Annotated in this window: 15 protein-coding genes; 8 read left to right on the forward strand and 7 right to left on the reverse strand. The window is 42.0% G+C overall.

The annotated features are described in order from the left end of the window. Positions 1-62: 62 nt before the first annotated feature. Both G613_RS0115700 and G613_RS0115705 read left to right on the forward strand, forming a co-directional pair. Complete coding sequence (locus tag G613_RS0115700) at positions 63-1,829, forward strand: GGDEF domain-containing protein (protein ID WP_029233526.1); 1,767 nt, start codon at positions 63-65, stop codon at positions 1,827-1,829. Further along, positions 1,819-3,513: a GGDEF domain-containing protein gene (locus tag G613_RS0115705; protein WP_029233527.1), complete on the forward strand. Its 1,695-nt coding sequence runs from the start codon at positions 1,819-1,821 to the stop codon at positions 3,511-3,513. Before G613_RS0115700 ends, G613_RS0115705 begins: the two co-directional genes overlap by 11 nt. Here G613_RS0115705 and G613_RS0115710 read toward each other — a convergent pair. From G613_RS0115710 to G613_RS0115720, 3 genes are read right to left on the reverse strand one after another with little or no spacing between them, the layout of a single operon-like run. Next, positions 3,508-4,635, reverse strand: a complete 1,128-nt coding sequence (locus tag G613_RS0115710; RefSeq protein WP_029233528.1) for an SLC13 family permease — start codon at positions 4,633-4,635, stop codon at positions 3,508-3,510. The two genes, G613_RS0115705 and G613_RS0115710, sit on opposite strands and share 6 nt — an antisense overlap. A gap of 18 nt (positions 4,636-4,653) precedes the next feature. Beyond that, a complete protein-coding gene (locus tag G613_RS0115715) occupies positions 4,654-5,070 on the reverse strand; it encodes a hypothetical protein (RefSeq protein ID WP_029233529.1) in 417 nt (138 codons plus the stop codon). Positions 5,071-5,094: 24 nt separating this feature from the next. Then, positions 5,095-6,879 (reverse strand): alpha-galactosidase, encoded by a 1,785-nt coding sequence (locus tag G613_RS0115720; protein ID WP_029233530.1) that lies wholly within the window; start codon positions 6,877-6,879, stop codon positions 5,095-5,097. A 171-nt stretch (positions 6,880-7,050) separates the two neighbouring features. On the opposite strand from G613_RS0115720, the gene G613_RS0115725 reads away from it, so the two are divergent. Next, the gene (locus tag G613_RS0115725; protein WP_029233531.1) at positions 7,051-8,529 is read left to right on the forward strand and encodes a DHH family phosphoesterase; all 1,479 of its coding nucleotides are present in this window, start codon (positions 7,051-7,053) and stop codon (positions 8,527-8,529) included. A gap of 41 nt (positions 8,530-8,570) precedes the next feature. On the opposite strand, the gene G613_RS0115730 is transcribed toward G613_RS0115725, so the two are convergent. Continuing rightward, the gene (locus G613_RS0115730) at positions 8,571-11,240 is read right to left on the reverse strand and encodes a Tex family protein (RefSeq protein ID WP_029233532.1); all 2,670 of its coding nucleotides are present in this window, start codon (positions 11,238-11,240) and stop codon (positions 8,571-8,573) included. Positions 11,241-11,453: 213 nt separating this feature from the next. On the opposite strand from G613_RS0115730, the gene G613_RS0115735 reads away from it, so the two are divergent. The 4 genes from G613_RS0115735 to G613_RS0115750 are packed head-to-tail and all read left to right on the forward strand — an operon-like array spanning position 11,454 to position 15,120. Further along, complete coding sequence (locus G613_RS0115735; protein ID WP_029233533.1) at positions 11,454-11,867, forward strand: hypothetical protein; 414 nt, start codon at positions 11,454-11,456, stop codon at positions 11,865-11,867. A gap of 54 nt (positions 11,868-11,921) precedes the next feature. After that, entirely contained in the window at positions 11,922-12,419 is a 498-nt protein-coding gene (locus tag G613_RS0115740; protein WP_029233534.1) for a hypothetical protein, read from the forward strand. Positions 12,420-12,443: 24 nt separating this feature from the next. Continuing rightward, positions 12,444-13,193 carry a DUF975 family protein gene (locus G613_RS0115745; protein ID WP_029233535.1) on the forward strand — a complete coding sequence of 250 codons (750 nt, stop codon included), beginning with the start codon at positions 12,444-12,446 and terminating at the stop codon, positions 13,191-13,193. After that, positions 13,180-15,120 carry a glycoside hydrolase family 2 protein gene (locus G613_RS0115750; RefSeq protein WP_029233536.1) on the forward strand — a complete coding sequence of 647 codons (1,941 nt, stop codon included), beginning with the start codon at positions 13,180-13,182 and terminating at the stop codon, positions 15,118-15,120. Before G613_RS0115745 ends, G613_RS0115750 begins: the two co-directional genes overlap by 14 nt. On the opposite strand, the gene G613_RS0115755 is transcribed toward G613_RS0115750, so the two are convergent. Continuing rightward, a complete protein-coding gene (locus tag G613_RS0115755) occupies positions 15,117-16,487 on the reverse strand; it encodes an MATE family efflux transporter (protein WP_029233537.1) in 1,371 nt (456 codons plus the stop codon). The two genes, G613_RS0115750 and G613_RS0115755, sit on opposite strands and share 4 nt — an antisense overlap. A gap of 181 nt (positions 16,488-16,668) precedes the next feature. Here G613_RS0115755 and arcC point away from each other — a divergent pair, with 181 nt between their 5' ends. Beyond that, positions 16,669-17,607 carry a carbamate kinase gene (gene arcC / locus G613_RS0115760; protein WP_029233538.1) on the forward strand — a complete coding sequence of 313 codons (939 nt, stop codon included), beginning with the start codon at positions 16,669-16,671 and terminating at the stop codon, positions 17,605-17,607. A 36-nt stretch (positions 17,608-17,643) separates the two neighbouring features. Here arcC and clpX read toward each other — a convergent pair whose 3' ends face one another. Beyond that, positions 17,644-19,239, reverse strand: a complete 1,596-nt coding sequence (gene clpX, locus G613_RS0115765; protein WP_029233539.1) for an ATP-dependent Clp protease ATP-binding subunit ClpX — start codon at positions 19,237-19,239, stop codon at positions 17,644-17,646. A 107-nt stretch (positions 19,240-19,346) separates the two neighbouring features. After that, positions 19,347-21,005, reverse strand: a complete 1,659-nt coding sequence (locus G613_RS0115770; protein ID WP_029233540.1) for a S1C family serine protease — start codon at positions 21,003-21,005, stop codon at positions 19,347-19,349. Positions 21,006-21,012: the final 7 nt, after the last annotated feature.

Consider the following 21,012-nt stretch of genomic DNA (forward strand, 5'->3'; position numbering starts at 1 on the left):
TATATATTATTAAGTGTTTTTATTATCAGTTAGCAGTATACTATAAGGTAGGAGGTCTGTCAGTGGATATAAAGCTCAGAATAAGAACACTTCTTCTGACCTTAGGGGCAGTTCTCTTAGTGGGAGCTGTTATTTCGTTCCTTGGATCAGACAGATTTAAATCTCCAAAGCATTCTAACTACGTTCAGCTAGAGGATGGCTGGACTGTTAGTCATGCTCAAATAACTTATTCACCCGATAAACTGACTGAGTCCGATATAGGTATAGCAAACGCCGGCGATATTATCACCTTGTCCAAGGTTCTGGAGGACTATGATGTATCCCCTGCCACAATTCACTTCAGAAGTATTCTCTCTGCCATAGATATCTACTTAGATGGCGATAAAATATACTCCTTTGGATGGGATTATGTTCAGGATAAACGTATGCTTCCAAAAGTTCAGCATTTTGTTAATCTTCCTGATGGTTATGCAGGTAAAGAACTTGTCATCATTTTTTATCCACAGGAGAAGAATGCTTTTTCAGGACTATCTCCCATTACCTTGGGAAGCCTTGAAGACATTACCAGAACCATGTCACAGAATGGCCGTTTGTCCCTTTATATTGCTGTATTTCTGGTAATGTTTGGTGTGATGCTCCTAGCTCTTTCACCTATTCTTATCTTTGAAGGTAACCACGACCTGAGTATTGGATTTAGCGGATTCATTTCCATTCTCTTAGGAACTTATATTTTGTGTTTCAACGACCTGTTTTGGTTATTCTCAGATAACCCTTCGTTTTACACATTCCTTGAGTACTTTTCATTATTCCTGATGCCTGCTGCAATTCTTATGTTCCTATACACTGCAAGACAAATTCATGGCAGATTCATTACCATGGTTCTTGGGCTGACTAACTTTGGTTTTGCCATAATCACAGCTATACTTCACTTAACCAACACCATTCATATCTGTCATTTTGTAACAATTCTTCACTTTATAGCTCTTGTTGAGGGAATATATATAATCATTTTTCTTCTGATAACTGTTTACAAAAGATACAGATATCCTGATGAACTGCATACCAAGAGCATGTCTACCAACATGCTTCTTCTTGGTCTTTTCTTATTCCTTGGCTGCTCGGTTATAGACATCGTTAAATTCAATGTCATGAAATTTGCCAGTTCCGGAGAAGTTAATGCCAGCATAAACTTCATGACTGTCGGAGCGCTTCTTTTCATGACATGCCTTGTGCTGAACTACTTCTTCCACTGTATCGAATTCATCAATGAGTCCAATATGAAAAAACAGCTGGAAGGCCTTGCCTATACAGACAGTCTTACAGGCATTTCCAACAGGTCAAAATGCGAGCTTGCCATGGCCGAAATTCAGGGAGAATACAGCATCATCAGTATTGATCTGGATTATCTTAAGTACACAAACGATAATTATGGTCACTTAGAAGGTGACAGACTTATTAGCGGATTTGCTGATATTCTTACAAACAGCTTTACTGATGCAAGTCTCGTTGGCCGAATGGGCGGTGATGAGTTTATTGTAATTCTTCCATATGTGGATGAGGACAGGCTCCAAAGAGATTTAGACTGTCTTAATGACCTTATGACATTCAGAAACGGCATGGAAAAACATATAAAATTCTCAGCGTCCTATGGCTATGCAACCAGCACGGACGAAAAAATACAAGACAATGTTACAGCACAAAATGTCTACCTGCTGGCTGATGCAAGAATGTACAAAATGAAGAACGCCCACCACAAGCAGTCTCTTGGGCGTCTTTATGATGATCTGATGAAAAAAGCAGACAAGGAAGGAGGTTTAAATGAGACGTAAAAAAGAACTCCCTTACCTTCTTTGCTCGTTTTTGATTGTTATTGTGGTTTTCATTGTCATTAAACTAACACTTTCAAGCAGTCAAAAATATGAACTTGTCGCTTTGGATGAGGGATGGCAAGTAAGTATCAATAATTCGGAATACGTAGTGACCAGTATGACCAAACTATATAAGGTTATGCGCACTCCCATTGAAGCAGGTGACCATATAATATTCAAGCACACCCTGCCTGATACAAACGTTCCTAATCCGGTACTGTTTTTTAGAAGCAAATACACTTCCTTAAACTGTTATATTGACGGAAAAAACATTTACAGCTTTGGAGATAACTATATCAAAGCCAAAAAGTTTCTTGGCAAAATGTACCACGTAATATCTCTGCCGTCTGATTATGCCGGAAAAAGCATTGTTTTCGATATGTATTCAGGCGAAAATAATGCCTTTGATAATTTTGCCCCGCCGATTCTTGGTTACCAACCTGATGTTACAGGTAAATTTGTCCATGATAATCTGATAATCATAGCCACCGGAATGTTTATGTTTGTATTTGGTCTTACATTCCTGTGCATAGCCATGGTATTCGTCAATTTCGTCCCGGAAGTAAAGAGTCTTTTGGTAGGCTCTCTGTTTTGCATGAACCTAAGTATCTGGCTCTTAACCTATTACAATATTCTGTCACTGTTCATATACACCGAATCAGAGACAGAAATTGAGTACTTTACAATGTATCTGATTGTTCCCTATTGCTTCTGGCTGCTGTACTACATTAAAGAGCTGAGGAGCGACCGTATTTACAAGTCCCTAATGGCTATTTGCTGCGGAGTTCCCATTGTTCAGTACATTCTTCATTATGTATTTAATATCCACCTCAGAGCAACACTTCCCTTGTATCACCTTACCGGTGTACTTGGCTTCACCATACTGCTTTATTACGCTATTGTTACTAACAGGCATAAAAATCAGCAAACAGCCTATACCATGATTCAGCTTTCAGGGCTTTTATTTTTCGCGCTGGGCCAATTCATACATTTGATAATTTATATCCTTGATATTTTGCACGTTACTACAAATCAAATGATCAATAAATACATTATTTCCGCCGGTTGTCTTATTTTTGCTGTGTGCCAGTTATCAACCTACCTTGTATTTATTACCATCTCCTATGCTAAAAAGCAGGAGAACATTTCACTCTCCCATCTGGCTTATGCCGATGGCCTTACAGATCTTGCAAACCGCTCCAAGTCAGACAAGCTGATGGCAGAGCTTAACTCAGCCACAGATGATTATTGTATTCTCAGTATTGACCTCAACGGCTTAAAAGAGGTAAATGACAAATTCGGGCATCCATCGGGAGACAGATATATCAAGGAGTTTGCCAAGGTTCTATCCAATACATTCGGTGAAACTGATTTCTGTGCCAGAATAGGCGGAGATGAATTCCTGGTAATTCTGCGAGATGCCAACACCAAAGACATAAATGCCATGATTGGCAGAATGAACAGCGCTCTCAATGTCATGAACGCACTGTATCCTGAATATAAACGAAGTGTCTCCACAGGCTTTGCCTTTAAGCACGAATGTGAAGACAACAGTTCTCACCAGGTTTACCTCCTGGCAGATCAGCGAATGTATGAAAACAAACGCAAGATGCACCAGGCGCTTGGTATAAAGCCTCGTTTATAGAATAATATGAAATAGAATAAACACTAGAAGAAATGCCAGGTTAGCTACTGTAAAGAACACAATGTAGCTGGTCTGGCGTTCTTTGTAGGTAGCTGCAAAAAATTTAAATGAAATAAGGCTCGCCATGGATGCAATTAGTGTTCCAAGACCTCCTGCATTAACGCCAATCAGCAGTTCTTTATAGTTTGTTGTAAATCCTGACAGCATCAAAGTTGCAGGAACATTACTGATAAACTGACTTGCAATAACCGCTACCGTAAACTCTTTTCCCGAAGTTATACCACTTAAGAAATCGTTAACAGCAGGAATTCTGGCTATGTTACCCGTAAAGATAAAAAAGCCTATGAAGGTCAGAAGAAGCAGATAATCTGCTCTGAATAAAATCTTAAAATCCATTCCTCCAACCACCAAAAGAACTATTATAGCCATGATGTACCAGGGAATAACCCTGAGAACGGAAAGAATTGCTATCACAAACAGAATCGTGTAAATAATTATCTGGCGCTTGCTTCCGAAGGCACTTACCACGTTGTAGTCCGAATCAATCTTAATCTCCTCTTTCTTGCCGGGTAAAAAAATGATGCATACTGCCAAAAGCAGTGCTGCTATCAGAGTATAGGGAAGCATACAACCCACAAAGTCTAATATAGACATCTGTGTAAGGCCGTAGAGATAAAGGTTCTGAGGATTACCTACCGGTGTGGACATGCTGCCAAGATTAGCAGCAATTGTCTGAAAAGCAATTACCGGTATCATCAGGTCCTCTCTTTTGCAGCTCTTTAGAACCAGCATTCCAAATGGAACAAAGGTAATAAGTGCCACATCATTGGTAATAAGCATACTTCCAAAGAAGCACATAAATATCAGTGCTGAGCAAAGCTGCCAAGCCTTGGAGGCTTGGCCCATAAGTATCTGTCCTATCTTTTCAAAAACAGAGTTCTCTTTAAGTCCCTGAATAATTACCATAAGTCCCCAAAGAATACCAAGTGACCTAAAATCAATATAATCAAGATACTTATTGTCAGGTCTTACAACAATTGCCGACAAAAAAGCCAAAATCCAAGCTATATAAAGTACCGGATCCGATTTGATCTTTTTTAAAAAATCCTTATAACTGTCCATTTAATGCCTCTGAATGATTTATTTCCGGCTCTGCTCATTACCGTGGCTCTTGGTCATGGCCAGCAATCTTCCTATAATTTCTGTCCCTTCCTGCGTGGTAAAAGTCTTATCAAGATCAAAGACTCCGGGAGCCGCCTCCCCTATTATACCCCTAACATAGACCTGTGCAATTGCATTTGAACAAACTCTACAATCATAAATATCCTTAAGTTTCGCAGCATCTTTCCAATCAACGTCCTTCCATTTAAGGACATTGACCATAAACTCATGTATGATCCTTGCTGCTGTTTTCCTTGATATCAAAAGCCCAAGCTTCTCTGAGGGATAATTATCCAAATAATATCCAAGATAAAACCCCAGATCATCCGGTATATCCTCTGATACTTCCTGTGTGTATCTCTCAAAAAGCAGATCCAAAAACTCCTTTTCAGTCATAATCATCCTTCCGTGACACGTGCTTCATTTCATTACGACGGGCTGAGCAGGAGATATCTCCAAAGTTACATTATCACAGGCCTTAAGCCCCTTAACCTCAAAGATACCTGTCTCATTTTCGTAAGTTTCGCCGGTCCAGAGATTTTTAACTATGTACTTATCGCACTTATAAATCCAGTCACCAAGGGCCTTCTTAAGGTCACACATTTTAATGGCAAAAGATTCCTCTGTATCATTCTCACTTAAGTTGATAAAGCTAAGAGCAAATCTGTTTCCGCTAAGAGGCTTACATAGAATATCAACTCTGTCTATATCACGTATGTATTCCTTGGAAGGGTCATTTTGAGCGAGGCTGCAGTATACACGCTTAGCCTGAATGCCAAGAGCATCCTGGTTAAGAGCTATAATGTCCTTATTAGCAATGATGTTGTAAATCTCATCACCCTTCTCAACTCTTCTAAGATCAAGGCCCAACATAAGCGGTGAGTTCATCATACTCCACATGGTCATATGAGTCTTGTTCTGTACCATATTAAGACCATTCATACCGATCATCATCATGTCAGGGTCATTCCATCCCTTCTCAAGACCTGCGAACTCATCCATGATTACGGCTTTACTATACTGAGTTACAACACTGGTTGTATAATCTCCGGTCCAGGTTCCAACGCCGGGATCACCATCACTTCCCACTCTGAAAGTAATATCATTTAGTATTCTCCAGGAATCACAAACCTTATAAGCCCAGTTCTGTGGCTGAGTCTTACCCCATTCGCAGGCAGAATAAACGATGTCATTATCCGGGGCAATTCTATTAAGCTCTTTTAACAGTCTGGCATAGGAATTAAGGGTATTCTCCTGACGTCTGTGGTTCATAAGTCTGACTCTGTTAGTGCCCTTATGCAGCCTGATGCTCATATCCTTACTCCAGCCAAAATCTCCTTCGCTCTCTGTTTCATCAAGGAAATCATCGTAAAAGATATCCCCATCAACTGCCACTTCAAGCCACTGGCCTACTCCTTCTCTTTTCCCGGTTGCATATTCTACGCCAAGTGAGGTTTCCATATCCTTGTCAGCTTCAATAATAAACACAAGCTCGCTTGAGCGAAGTCCCACAGGAGATGCCTCCGGGCCGGTTCCGTCAAAGGTTCCGATTCCGGTTATGTAATCCTCTTCCCTTGAAGCTCTTTCACCGGTAAGTTCCATTCCTATAAGCTTAGTATCTGCGCCCTCGTGAACGCCGTAGATTACAGGGTACTCTTCAGCTCCGATCCTGATACCTCTGATATTTGGCGCAAAGGTGTATCTTGCATTTTCTGCGTTGGAAAAAGTAGCGTTGTCCCACAGATAGTAGCAGTTATCAACCTTAAGGAAATCAACGCCCCACTCAAGGTAGTTTTCCGCATCCTCTGCCTCATGTCCACAGGTTCCGACTTCTGCTCCGGCGCATAGATTAGTTCCTATATCATTGTACATACCAAACTTAAGGCCCTTTGCATGAATATAGTCAGAAAGTGCCTTGAATCCGTTTGGAAACTTAACTTCTTCATTGGAAAGTCTGCCCTCTACTCGATGGTCTTTGTAGCAGCCATCGTCCAAAACTATATATTTATAACCAAGCCTATCCAGCCCAAGCTCTATAAACTTGTCTGCCATTGTCTTGGTCAGCGCCTCTGTATTGCCGCTTCCAAAGGCATTCCAGCTGTTCCATCCCATTGCAGGCAGACGGTTTTTCTTTTTATTAAATAAAATCTGTCCATCATCAAATGAATCGTATCTTCCATTCTGCTCTAATCTGTCCGGTGTCATTGTCATTCTCCTTATTCATCATGGTAACCTAATTGTAGTACTATAGCGCCCATCAGTCTTCCCATATATGCATTTATTCTTTGCAAATTTTACTATTGATTACATGGGACCTTATAACTATAATTAGCTGACAGGTTTTTGTTTTTTTGTGTTTAGTTCCTGAGGTTTTACATGAAGTTAAAAGATTTACTAGTATTTAATGATATCACTATCCAGTGTCACGACAATCCGGACGCTGATGCTCTTGCTTCCGGCTATGGCCTTTACTGGTTTTTTAAGAAGCAGGGTAAGAATCCACGCTTTATCTATAGAGGTAGGAATAAGCTTCAGAAGAGTAATCTTCTTATCATGGAAAAAGAGCTGAATATTCCCATTGAATATGCTCCTGACTACGACGAAAATCCGGAGCTCCTTATCACAGTGGACTGCCAGTATGGACAGCGTAATGTATCTACTTCCGCTGCCCAAAATATTGCAATAATAGATCACCATCAGAAAACCGTGGCTCTACCTGAGCTTTCGGAGGTTCGAAGCAATATAGGAAGCTGTTCTACTATAGTGTGGGATATGCTTGAAGAAGAGGATATGAGCCCGGATAACGATATTCTTTTATCCACAGCTCTGTACTACGGCCTTTATACCGATACCAACAAGCTTTCAGAGGTATCTCATCCCCTCGACCGCGATATGCTTGACAGTCTTAATATCAATCACAGTCTTATCACTCAGATGAGTAATTCCAATATCTCCCTGGGTGAGTTTGTAATCACAGGAAAGGCCATTCTCTCCTATGAGTATTTTGAAGATAACAAGTACCTGATACTAGAAGCAGAACCCTGTGACCCAAACATCCTCGGCGTAATTAGTGATTTTTCCCTTGAAACCGTAGGGGTTGATGTATGTCTTGCCTATTATGTAAGCGCAAGTGAAGTCAAGTTTTCTGTAAGAAGCTGTACCAAGGAAGTTCACGCCGACGAGCTGGCTGCTCACCTGGCAGATGGATACGGCGGTGGCGGAGGTCACAAGTATAAAGCCGGCGGCTCCATGCGCCCGGAGAAGCTGGACAGACCTGCGGATGTCATATTCCATAACCGTATAAAGAGCTATTTCGATGAATATGACATTATCTACGCAGCAAAGGCCAATATCTCCACAGATGGTCTTAACCTCTATCAAAAGCTTCCTACCGAAGTTGGCTGCCTTAAATTGTCAGATGTTTTTCCTGTCGGTACCAACGTATCAATTCGTACCCTCGAGGGCGATATCAACATCAGAATTGATGATGATGACCATCTGATGATAGGAACCATGGGAGAAATATATCCCATAAATGAAGATAAGCTAAAGAGAAGTTATGAGCTGATCTCTGATAATTATGAAAAAGAATTTGAGTACACCCCAAAGGTAAAAGACCTTGCTACAGGCGAAAAGCGTCTTGTTACTGCTTACGCCAAGACTGTAAGAAGTAAGGATTCTTCTGAAATCTACGCTTTCCCCTTAAAAAAGAAAGCTAAAGTTTTCACTGCCTGGGATGAAGAAAACTACTACTCAGGAGAAATCGGAGATTATTTAGCAATCCGAGCTGATGACATTTCCGATCTGTATGTGATCAAAAAAGACGTTTTCTCTAAGCTCTACAAAGAAATATAACTATTATAAAACCGCAGGAGCCTATGCCCCTGCGGTTTGTTTTATTCGTTGGCGTTACCCTTAAAGATAACGATTCCCTTTTTCTTAAATTTCTTAACTGGTTCTGCGGAAGCTGATGCAGGCTTCTCTGCTGGAGTCGGAGCTGCTGAAGTTTCCTTCTTGGGTGCTGTTGCCTTCTTGGGAGCTGCAGGTTTTTTAACTACTCCTGCTGCCTCTGCAACCTGTGCAACAACAGATGTCTTCTTTGGAGCAGCCTTCTTTTCAGTAGTCTCTGCCTTAGGAGCAGGACGAGTAGCTGCCTTAGCTGCTGCCTCTGCTGCTATCTTAGCAGGATCGCCAAGTTTCATGGTAAGCGCAATTCTCTTTTTATCGAGCTCAACATCAAGAACCTGAACATCAACAATATCTCCTACACTTACAGCCTCAAGCGGATGCTTGATGAACTTATCTGTTATATGAGAGATATGAACAAGTCCGTCCTGATGTACACCTATATCTACAAAGCAGCCAAAGTCAATTACGTTTCTGACTGTTCCCTTAAGGATCATTCCCGGCTTAAGGTCCTTCATATCAAGGACGTCGCTTCTAAGAATAGGAGCAGGCATGTTCTCACGAGGGTCTCTTGATGGTTTCTCAAGCTCGCTTAAGATATCAGAAAGAGTGATCTCACCGATTCCAAGCTCCTCTGAGAGCTTTTTCTTCTCAGCTTCTGTTACCTTCTTGGAAAGGCTTCCTACTGAAGAAGCAGTGTTCTCTACTGCGATATTATCAGCTGCCTTCTTGCCTGAATCTGACTTAGTATCCTCAACTACAGCCAGATTGCTGCCTGCAAGAGCTGCTGCAAGGGCTGCTCCCATAGCTGTGCTGGTATTTCTGATCACTACCTGCTTAGGCTTCTTCTGTGGACGTGGTTTCTCTTCTTTTTTGGCTACAGGCTTCTCAAGAGCTGCCTTAGCTGCATTCTTCTGAGCTGCACGAACATCATCGAAGGTGATTCCAAGCTTGTCCATAAGCTTCAGGGTAGCTTCGTAGGACTCAGGATGTACACTTGTAGCATCAAGAGGGTTCTCTCCGTCAGCAATACGAAGAAAACCTGCACACTGCTCATATGCCTTAGGTCCCAACTTAGGAACATTCAAAAGCTCAGCTCTTGACTTGAACTTACCGTTCTCTTCTCTATAATCTACGATATTCTTGGCAATTACCTTGCTGATACCAGAAATGTACTGAAGAAGCGGTGCAGATGCAGTATTAAGATCAACACCAACCTTATTAACGCAGTCCTCTACGACACCTTCCAGAGTCTCGCCAAGCTTCTTCTGGTTCATATCGTGCTGGTACTGACCAACACCGATTGACTTAGGATCAATCTTAACCAGCTCAGCAAGAGGATCCTGAAGTCTTCTTGCGATAGATGCGGCACTTCTCTGTCCTACATCAAACTGAGGGAATTCCTCTGTTGCAAGCTTACTTGCTGAATAAACAGAAGCGCCTGCCTCATTAACAATAACGTACTGAACAGGTTTATCCAGCTCTTTGATGAGTTCAACAATTACCTGCTCTGACTCACGGGAAGCTGTACCGTTACCTACAGAAATAAGGTCTACATCATATTTATCAATGAGCTTTTTGAGCTCAGCTTTGGACTCCTCAACCTTGTTCTGTGGAGCTGTAGGATAGATAACCTTAGTATCAAGGACCTTGCCTGTAGCATCTACGATAGCAAGCTTACAACCTGTTCTGAAAGCAGGGTCCCATCCAAGTACAGTCTTTCCTGCAATAGGAGGTGCCATGAGAAGCTGAGTTAAGTTCTTGCCAAATACGGAAATAGCTCCATCCTCTGCCTTCTCAGTAAGCTCATTTCTAATATCACGCTCGATAGCAGGAGCTATGAGTCTTTCGTAAGCATCCTGATTAATCTCCTCAATTACAGGAGTAGTAATAGGATTGTCGTTTTTGAGCATTTTCTTGTTGAGGAACTGAAGGATCTGCTCCTCCGGTGCTTCAATCTTAACCACAAGGAACTTCTCGGCTTCACCTCTGTTAAGGGCAAGTACTCTGTGCCCCAGAACCTTTTTGATTGGCTCCTCATAGCCATAGTACATTTCGTATACGCTCTGAGCCTTCTCATCCTTGGCCTTACTGGTCAGAACGCCCTGCTCCATTGTAGCTTCTCTGATATAAGTTCTGAAATCCGCATTGTCGGAAACATCCTCAGCAATGATATCCATAGCGCCCTGAAGAGCCTGTGCGGCATCCTCAACACCCTTTTCCGGATCAACAAAGGTAGCTGCTTCTTCAGCAAGTGGCTTTGTGGTTTCCTGTGCAAGAAGAATCTCTGCCAGTCCTTCCAGTCCCTTTTCTCTTGCTATGCTGGCTCTTGTCTTTCTCTTTGGTCTGTATGGAAGATAAAGATCTTCGATAGCAACCATTGTTTCTGCAGCAATGATCTTGGCCTTAAGTTCGTCAGTCATCTTGCCCTGCTCTTCGATGGAAGCAAGAACCTGTTCTCTTCTCTCTTCAAGACTTCTAAGGTACTTAAGTCTCTCATCCAGATTACGGAGCTGCTCATCGTTAAGGGAGCCTGTTACTTCCTTACGGTATCTGGAGATGAACGGAATGGTATTTCCCTCATCGATCAGCTTAACCGCAGCCTCAACCTGCCACTTTTCAACGCCTAGTTCTTCTTTGATCTTTAATACAATATCCATGATTTCCTCGCTAAAACATTAAGTAGTTACCTGCTGTTCTTCGAAAAATAATCGTAATTTTTGCTTAATTTTTTATGAACAGCACACACCCCATATTATACCAAGGCTTTTGCATCCATTTCAAGACTTTGGAAGGGCCCGCTAACATTGTAAAAAAGGCACTTTTATTGTATTATCTATAGTAAGAACCTATGTTTGAGAGGATCGGTTTTGATGGGCGACGGGGATAATCAGTACTTTTATAACAACTACAATTACAACAAAGCTCACAATGAGCTTGATAAGCATGTTAGTTTAGCAACCTTAAGCCTTGTTATAGGGCTTATTTCTATTCCCTTTTGTTTCTTTATGTACACCGGCATTATTCTTGGCGGAATCGCTGTAGTTCTGGCAATTCTTTCCAAGGGCACTGCAGGTAAATTACTTCCACAGGCCAAAAAAGGGATATTTTATGGCGCGATTGGTGTTGTCCTGGGATATGTAGTTCTTGTTTCAAGTATCCATACTTTGATGACAGATCCGGATAGCCGCCAGCAGCTCAATCAGTTTTCAGAGCAGTATTACGGCGAAAGTCTCGACGATATGTTAAAAGAGCTTGGAATCAATTTAGAGACTACTGACCTATAATTGTCACTGCGAGTAGTTCTGATATTAGACATCGATATCAGATTGGAGGTGGCTATGAGTATGATAGGCGCAATCGGAAGTGGATATGGTTCGTATGCCGGTTTTAGTACCGCAGGCAGTAGCGCCGCTTCGGAAGCCAAACCGATACTAAATCCAAATGAATCTGCCACCAAGGCCCCCGGCAAATTATCATCTCCTGCAGAATGTGAAACCTGCAAGAATCGCAAATATCAGGATGGTTCTGATGAGATGGTTTCTTTTAAGAGTGCACAACACATTGATCCCAGAGCTGCTGCCGCAAGAGTTCGCGGCCATGAGGCTGAGCATGTAAGCAATGCATATAAAGATGCAGCTATGAATAACGGCAAAGTGTTACAGGCTTCTGTTTCACTCAAGACTGCAGTGTGTCCCGAATGCGGACGTACTTATATATGCGGTGGGGAGACCGCAACCAAGATCAAATACAGTAACGAAGATAACCCATACCAAAAAGAGCGCAAGTCTATCGACAAGCAGGGTCTTCTTGGAGCCAACATAGATCTGGCTGGCTAAGGTGGTGTTGTCGGGGGAGCATAAATGTCTAATATTTCCACATCACAGCTTAAGGCAATCGCCAAAGAAAGAGCTCTGGACAGATACGGAACTCTTATTTTCGCGAACATTCTTATCTTTGTCATACAGGTACTTATCTCAGGTATTACCACTGTAGCTTCTTCCGGTAATATCATCATTTTTGTAATTAATCAGCTCATCAACTTAATCGTGAGTGTTCTTCTTGGTATTTTGGCTTCGGGCAAAGCATACCTTTATATGAATCTGGTTTATTCCCAGACAATTTCCGCCTCGGATATTTTCTTTGGACTTAAGCAACATCCTGAGAAGGCTGTTGTTATTCAGGCTGTTTTTGTTCTGGCAAATTTCCTTGTTACTTTACCTTCTTCAATCATTTTGTTTTTTGCGGAGCAGACTTCTTCCGTAAACCTTTATCTGACTAATATTATTATTCTTATAGTAGGCGTTATTGTTAACATCTATATATCCCTGATCTACTCTCAGGCCTTTTTCCTTTTGCATGATTTCCCTGACAGATCAGCCAAGGAGCTTCTTTCCACAAGTAGAAGGCTTATGCAGGGCAAAAAAAGGAAACTTCTTTACCTGGAACTTAGCTTTATCCCTATGTATATCTTCGGAATAGTAACGCTTTTTGTACCACTTCTGTGGATAAGCGTTTACAGATACGCAAGTGTAGCAGTCTTTTACCAGAATCTCATCTCTGAAGCAGGAAATACAAATACAGTTAAGGAGGAGCAGTATGGACTTAATTGATGCAATTCGTGCAATCGATAAGCCACACGAGGATGATGTATTAAACAGACTTTACACAACCTGGGGAGAAAACCTGGATAAACAAAATGTTCTCAAAGAGTATCCTCGCCCTCAGTTTCAGAGAAACAGCTATATTAACCTGAACGGTGATTGGGAGTACTGCATTGTTCCTGAGGAATCAGGAGAAAATATTCCAACTCAGATGGACGGCCACATTCTTGTACCATTCTCACCGGAATCCATTTTGTCCGGCGTAGAAAGACGTCTTGAGCCATACCAGTTTCTTTGGTATAAAAAGCCGCTTCCAACATTAACAAGAAAAAAACTCAATTCGAGATTTCTTTTACATTTTGGAGCTGTAGATCAGTTTGCTGACATCTACATCAATTCCACCCTTGTGGGTTCTCACAGCGGTGGTTATCTTCCTTTTACCCTTGATATTACTGAATACTTGTCATTTGGCCCTGACGGTTTGGCTACCCTTCAGAATGTACTGACTGTCAGAGTAAAAGATACAAGTGACTCCTCTTTCCATAGTCGCGGCAAGCAGACTCTAAAGCGCGGCGGAATGTACTACACCGCCCAGAGTGGAATCTGGCAGACTGTATGGATCGAAGAGGTTCCGGAAACCTATATCAGGGAGCTCAGAATCAGACCTGAAGCAGACTTAAAAACCATATCTATTGAGGTTTCCACCAACAATCCAAGTAAAGTTACCGTTAAGATTCCGGGACATGAAATGGTAAAGTCTCCATCTTCATCAGATTCCTACGATACAGCTTTTACAGGAGATTTTTCTTTTTCTTCAGACACATATCCCAGCATCGGTGAAGATCACTCGGCAGTTGGCCCAAGTTATTACCACTTTACCTTTACTTTGGAAAACCCTCATTTATGGAGTCCCGAGGATCCATACCTGTATCCTCTTCAGATCAGTACGCCTGATGACCATGTGGATTCATATTTCGCTATGCGTTATTACTCAATTGAAAAAGATTCCACCGGCATCAGCAGGTTCTGCTTAAACCATGCTCCTTATTTTTTGATGGGAGTTCTGGATCAGGGCTATTGGCCCGATGGTCTTTATACTGCGCCTTCAGATGAGGCTCTGATTTTCGATATAAAAGAGATGAAGAGACTTCACTTTAATATGATGCGTAAGCATATCAAGATTGAAGCAGCCAGATGGTACTATCACTGTGACAGACTTGGCATGATCGTTTGGCAGGATATGGTTAGCGGTGGTTCATCCTATGCAAAACCAGTAGTGTCATATCTGCCAACTCTTTTCCCAAAAATGTTCGGACGTATGCCTGACGGACCTGCTACTTACAAGACATTTTCCCGAAGTTCTGCGGAAGGTCGCGGAGAATGGCTTAAAGAAATGAAGAATTCCATCAGACATCTTTATAATGTTCCAAGTATCGCAACCTGGGTGCTCTTCAATGAAGGCTGGGGACAGTTTAATGCCGCCAGTGCTACAATCATGGCCAGAGAACTGGATCCTACAAGACCGATTGATCAGGCCAGTGGATGGTTTGATGAAGGCAGCGGCGATTACAGAAGTGTCCACAACTATTTCAGGCCACTTTCCGTGGAGCATGATAAAAACGGCAGAGCCTTTGTCATTTCGGAATATGGCGGATTTACTCTTCATATAGACGGACACAGCAGTGTCGACAGGGTTTATGGGTATAAAAAATACGACACGCTAGATCAACTAGGTGTCGCATATTACAATCTTATAAACGGGTCAATCAAACCTCTGATCTCAGAAGGTCTTGCCGGTGCTGTTTACACACAGGTAAGCGACGTGGAGGAAGAGGTCAACGGTCTTATGACCTATGACAGGCGTATTACCAAGATCAATCCTGATCTTGATCCCAGCCTTACTCAGAACATCAATAACGAACTAAGTAAGCTTTAATAAACTTCTACCTGCCCATTGAAAATTCTCTGAAGCTTATTCCTAACGATAATGAACGCAGGAATCAGGAACGCATCTGCCAGAATCCATGCCACCGGGCTGGCGAGGCAGATTGCGGTAAATCCAATCTGTGGCACCATGAGAACAGCCATAAGTGTCCTTCCTATCATCTCCATAACGCCGGCCAGTACCGCAAACATTGAATATCCCATTCCCTGAATAAGGAATCTGACAATGTTTACGAGGGCAAGTGGAATATAGAACAAGCTGTTATATATCAGGAAAAGGTGCGCATTATCCAGGCATGTAACTTCACTTGGCTTAAGGAATATCATAGCAAAATTCCTTCCAAAGAATGCCAGGATTACAAAAGCCAGAACGGAATAAATGCATCCAATCTTAATTGCCGCTCTAAGTCCCAAGGACAGATGATCAAGTTTCTTGGCACCAACATTCTGTCCGCCGTAGGTAGCCATAGTAGAGCCAAGAGCATCAAATGGAATGCAAAAGAACATGCTAACCTTGCTTGCTGTTGTAACAGCAGTAACCGCATCCTCTCCAAGTCCATTAATTGCAGTCTGCAAAATAACACTTCCAATAGCTGTAATAGAATACTGAAGTCCCATGGGAACTCCCATATTTATAAGGATCGTGAAATGTGATTTGTCCAGATTCCAGTCTTGCTTGGTAAGACGCATTATTTCTATTTTTCTGATTATGAATATAAGGCAAAGGGTTCCTGCAACAAGCTGTGACACAACAGTGGCAAAAGCAGCCCCGAAGATGCCCATATGAAATACCATGATAAACACAAGGTCAAGACCGATGTTGACTACTGATCCGATTATCAGGTACTGCACAGGGTGCTTACTATCTCCCAACGCTCTGATGGTCGCTGAAAGGAGATTGTACATATAAGTCGCCGGAATTCCCAGGAAAATAACAATTATATACTGATATGCACTGTCAAGAATTGTATCCGGAGTCCTCATGGCAATAAGGATCTGTCTGCAGAACATACTGACCAAAAATGTCATTACCACAGCAAATACTGAACACAGAATAATCGCATGGGTAAAGAACTTGCGCATGCTCTTATAATCTTTTGCACCAAATCTCTGAGCTATGGGAATTGCAAAACCGTTGCAAACACCCATGCAAAATCCCATGATAAGGAAGTTGACCGCACCGGTAGATCCCATACCTGCATATGCCTCTTTACCAAGAGTCCAGGATACGATAGCCGTATCAATAATGTTATAGAGCTGCTGGAAAAGCATGCCCCAAAACAGAGACATTGCAAAGCTCATGATAAGCTTCATAGGATCTCCGATTGTCAGATCCTTAATATTACTAGTCTTAGCCATTTCTATCACCTAAGCAAATGAAAAATAATCAAACAAATAATATAAAAAATAATTCATTAAATCAATTTTGAACCAACGAAAACTTATACTACTACAAATTGTTTATTATTGTAAAGTGGATAATTATTTTGTACAATGTACTTAAATTTTTCATCAGAAAACACGCGGAAATGGAGACATTATGGAAAACATTAAAGCAGTAGTTTCTCTAGGTCATGACGCTCTCGGTGTTACAACCTCCGAACAGCTCACAGCGACCAAAGTCGCAGCAAAGGCTCTCGCAGATCTTGTGGAAGCTGGATACCAACTTACAATCACGCACAGTAATGGTCCTCAGGTCAGCATGATCCACAAGGCAATGACTGAGCTCCATAGAATGTATATTGATTACACAGCCGCTCCTATGTGCGTATGTAACGCAATGAGCCAGGGCTATGTTGGATATGATATTCAGAACTCTCTGAAGACAGAGCTTACAGGAAGAGGAATTTCCAAGGCAGTCAGCACAATCCTTACACAGGTTACGGTTGATCCTTATGACGAAGCATTCTACGCTCCTACCAAGGCAATCGGAAGATACATGTCCAAGGAAGATGCCGATAACGAAGTTAAAAAGGGCAACTTTGTAAAAGAAGATCCTGGCAAGGGCTACAGACGTATTGTCGCAGCTCCTAAGCCAATCGATATAGTTGAAATCGACGCAATAAAAACTCTTGCTGATGCAGGTCAGATTGTAATTGCCTGCGGAGGCGGCGGAATTCCTGTTATTCAGCAGGGACACGTTCTCAAGGGCGCTTCCGCTGTAATAGAAAAGGATGCTATAGCAGGTAAGCTTGCTGCAGATCTTAAGTCTGACAAGCTCATAATCCTCACATCCGTACCATTTGTCTACAAGAACTTTGAGAAGGACGATCAGGAACCAATTACCAACATGACTGTTTCCGAAGCCAAGAGCCTGATCTCTGCAGAGGAATTTGGCGAAACTAACATGCTTCCTAAGATTGAAGCCGCTATTGAATTCCTTGAATCCAACCACGATGGAGAAGTAGTAATTACATCTCTTGAAACCGTTCAGGATGCTTTGAAAGGAAAAGCAGGAACACGAATTGTATTCGGATAAAACAAACCCACAGCTTAACGCTGTGGGTTTTCTTTATCAGGCATTGGTGGCCTGTTCTACATTGAACTGTGGAAGTTTGGGCTGTACTGCCTCTCCGCGAATCTCAATAAGAGGAGAAGCCTTACCTTCTATATAATCTCTTGTAATAGTTACTCTTCCGATATTCTCATCCTTAGGAATTTCATACATGATATCCAGCATAAATTCCTCGATAATAGCACGAAGAGCTCTTGCTCCTGTATCTTTTTCAAGGGCCTTTTCAGCTATAGCTTCAAGTGCTGAATCATCAAACCTAAGATCTACCTCATCAAGGGCAAGAAGCTTCTGGTACTGTTTGAGAATAGCATTCTTGGGCTCTTTTAATATCTGAACAAGCATTTCCTTAGTAAGAGCCTGCAGTGAGCAGATAATAGGAAGACGACCAAGGAACTCAGGGATCATACCAAATTTCTTGAGATCCTCTACTGTAACATTGGTAAGAAGATTTGGATCATCCTCATACTTGTCCTTAAGATCGGCATCAAAACCTATTGATGTCTGCTTGTTAAGTCTCTGTGTGATAATCTCTTCAAGGTCCGGGAATGCACCACCGCAGATAAAGAGAATATTTCTTGTATTAACTGTTGCAAGCGGAACCATGGCATTTTTGCTGCCTGCGCCCACAGGAACTTCTACATTGGAGCCTTCCAAAAGCTTAAGCATTCCCTGCTGGACAGATTCACCACTTACGTCTCTGCTTGTGGTATTCTTTTTCTTGGCAATCTTATCGATCTCATCTATAAATATAATACCGTGTTCAGTCTTCTCAACATCATTTCCTGCAGCTGCAAGAAGCTTACTTACAACGCTCTCGATATCATCTCCGATATATCCTGCTTCTGTAAGTGATGTGGCATCTGCAATAGCAAGGGGCACATCAAGAAGCTTGGCCAGAGTTTTAACCAGATATGTCTTACCACTACCTGTTGGTCCAAGTAACAGAATGTTTGATTTCTCGATTTCAATCTCATCCATTGTGTCTGTAGCCACTCTCTTGTAGTGGTTATATACAGCAACAGACATAACCTTTTTGGCCTGATCCTGTCCTATTACGTACTCATCAAGTTTAGCTTTGATCTTGTGAGGTGCCGGAATATTCTTAATATCAAAAGCAGGCTTGGCTGCTGCCTCACTCTTTTTCTTGATCTTCTGTGAATTGGGGATTCCTCCGCCCATATTGAAATTGCCGTTTGTGAGGTCTCCCATATTGAAGAATCCCATGTTAGGCATACCGCTATGCTTATTAAGCTCATTCATAAGATTTGGATTATTAAGCATATTCTGGTAATCAAACTGGCTTACAGCATCCATTGTCTTGTGCATGCAATCATCACAGATACTGATATTATTGGGAAGATGGAACATCTTTCCGGCCTTGCTCTCAGGTCTTCTGCATACAAAGCAGACATCCTCATATTCCTGGCTGCCTGATCCATCCTTATTCTCTGAATCTGATTTAGCTGACTCATCTTTTGCTGTGGTATCATCTGTATTTCCTGAATCCACCACATCTACAGGAGTGTCCTGAATATCCACTCTTTCGTCGTCGGTTACTTCTCTGAAGTCGAAATCATTGTTTCTGTTATCTGTCATATAATACTTCTCCCTAAATGAAGAGCAATTACCTTAAAAAAGAAATTGCTATGGATGGCTCCTCGTCATCCATAGCAACCATATAGTTTCTATACATTAGTGCCTAATCAATGTCCGCCTGAACCTGATTCAAAGTTTCCTGATCTGTCTTCCGGCTTGCCGGGAGTCTGTCTTCCGTCATACTTCCCTGAGCTGCCACCATCTTCAGCTGCGTTTGAATCCTTGGTACTTACGGAGGTTGCTCCTCCTAGTGTAACATCATAAGTAATTTCTGTATACTCTGATCCATTCTGTCTCATAATAGTAACAGGAACAGTAGTACCAATCGCATAGTACTGAAGTCTTGTCTGAAGATCATCCATGGAGGTAATCTCCTGACCATCAAAAGCAACAATTACATCGCCCTTCTCAAGGCCTGCTGCTGCGGCTCCGCCGCCATTTGAAACCTCTGCTATATAAACTCCCATTGGAAGTCCGTAAACAGAAGATACATCTGAAGTAACACTTACACCTGAGATTCCAATATATCCTCTCTCCTCATCAGAAAGTTTAATCTTGGTCTCTTCATTCATAAGCTGTTCAATAATAGGCTTAGCTGCGGAAATAGGAATAGCATATCCCATACCCTCTACAGTATCTCCACCAATCTTGTTGGAGTTAATGCCTATTACTTCGCCCTGGAGATTAAGAAGTGCTCCACCAGAGTTACCTGGGTTAATAGCTGCGTCTGTCTGGATAAACTCTCTTGTACTACCATCATCAAGTTCAACCTGTCTGTTAAGTGCTGAAATAACACCGGTTGTAACTGACTGTCCATATCCAAGTGCATTACCGATAGCAATGGCAGGCTCTCCGAGTACAAGCGCGTCACTATCACCAAGTGTAGCAACTTTTATGTTGTTCATTGTATCGCTTGAAATATCATCAAGCATTACAGCGATGACTGCCAGATCCATGTCTGAGTTTGTACCCTTTACTACTGCTGAAAGGGTTGAGTCATCGTTAAAGATAACTTCCAAAGAATCAGCGCCCTCAATTACGTGATAATTGGTTGCTATCAAAAGCTCAGTGTCATTCTGTCCAACAATAATTCCGCTTCCTGAAGCAGTTGCTTCCTGAGTCTGTGTATAACCGAAATAGCTTGCTGAAGCAGTGTAGTTGTTATGGATAATAACCATTGCAGGCATTACCTCTGACACTACAGCAGTAACATCAGTTACAACAGCCTTAGTTTCAGCTGATACAGTTGTTGTCTGAACCTTTTCCTCAGTAGTTTCTGTCTGTGCTACCTGAGTCTGTGTCTCTGTTTCCTGTTCTTCAACAACCTCTGTCTGCGCTGCCTTATCTGCAACCCTGTTAGCAATTGTATAGTAGGAAGCACCAACGCCTCCAACCAAAAGAGCTAAGATTGCAATTGCAGCTACCACAATTGCAGCTGTGTTCTTCTTGGCCGGCCTAGCAGGTGTTACATCAGCACCATTGTTCACATTATACTGGTATGTTCCGTATGTGTGTGCCTGCTGCTGATTGTTGTAAGAATATGTATTTCCTGCATTGCCATAGCGATAACCATTCTGGCTCTGCTGACCATTACCATAGGAATAAGGATTGTATGAATAGGTATTGTTTGCCTGTCCCTGTCCACTTCCATAAGAGTTGTAGCTCTGTGAATTATTCTGAGCTGTATTATTCACAGCATCACTCTGTGAGTTTACGTAAGTATCGTTTTTTACACCACCCTGTTCCATCTTGTCATCTTCGTACATGATAACT

It is taken from the genome of Butyrivibrio sp. VCB2006 (genome assembly GCF_000420945.1).
Classification (GTDB): domain Bacteria; phylum Bacillota; class Clostridia; order Lachnospirales; family Lachnospiraceae; genus Butyrivibrio.

Coding starts and splice junctions, on each gene's coding strand:
- G613_RS0115740 (WP_029233534.1), top strand. CDS start 11,922: ATGAGTATGATAGGCGCAATCGGAAGTGGATATGGTTCGTATGCCGGT.
- G613_RS0115715 (WP_029233529.1), bottom strand. CDS start 5,070: ATGACTGAAAAGGAGTTTTTGGATCTGCTTTTTGAGAGATACACACAG.
- G613_RS0115755 (WP_029233537.1), bottom strand. CDS start 16,487: ATGGCTAAGACTAGTAATATTAAGGATCTGACAATCGGAGATCCTATG.
- arcC (WP_029233538.1), top strand. CDS start 16,669: ATGGAAAACATTAAAGCAGTAGTTTCTCTAGGTCATGACGCTCTCGGT.
- G613_RS0115750 (WP_029233536.1), top strand. CDS start 13,180: ATGGACTTAATTGATGCAATTCGTGCAATCGATAAGCCACACGAGGAT.
- G613_RS0115720 (WP_029233530.1), bottom strand. CDS start 6,879: ATGACACCGGACAGATTAGAGCAGAATGGAAGATACGATTCATTTGAT.
- G613_RS0115735 (WP_029233533.1), top strand. CDS start 11,454: ATGGGCGACGGGGATAATCAGTACTTTTATAACAACTACAATTACAAC.
- clpX (WP_029233539.1), bottom strand. CDS start 19,239: ATGACAGATAACAGAAACAATGATTTCGACTTCAGAGAAGTAACCGAC.
- G613_RS0115770 (WP_029233540.1), bottom strand. CDS start 21,005: ATGTACGAAGATGACAAGATGGAACAGGGTGGTGTAAAAAACGATACT.
- G613_RS0115725 (WP_029233531.1), top strand. CDS start 7,051: ATGAAGTTAAAAGATTTACTAGTATTTAATGATATCACTATCCAGTGT.
- G613_RS0115705 (WP_029233527.1), top strand. CDS start 1,819: ATGAGACGTAAAAAAGAACTCCCTTACCTTCTTTGCTCGTTTTTGATT.
- G613_RS0115745 (WP_029233535.1), top strand. CDS start 12,444: ATGTCTAATATTTCCACATCACAGCTTAAGGCAATCGCCAAAGAAAGA.
- G613_RS0115730 (WP_029233532.1), bottom strand. CDS start 11,240: ATGGATATTGTATTAAAGATCAAAGAAGAACTAGGCGTTGAAAAGTGG.
- G613_RS0115710 (WP_029233528.1), bottom strand. CDS start 4,635: ATGGACAGTTATAAGGATTTTTTAAAAAAGATCAAATCGGATCCGGTA.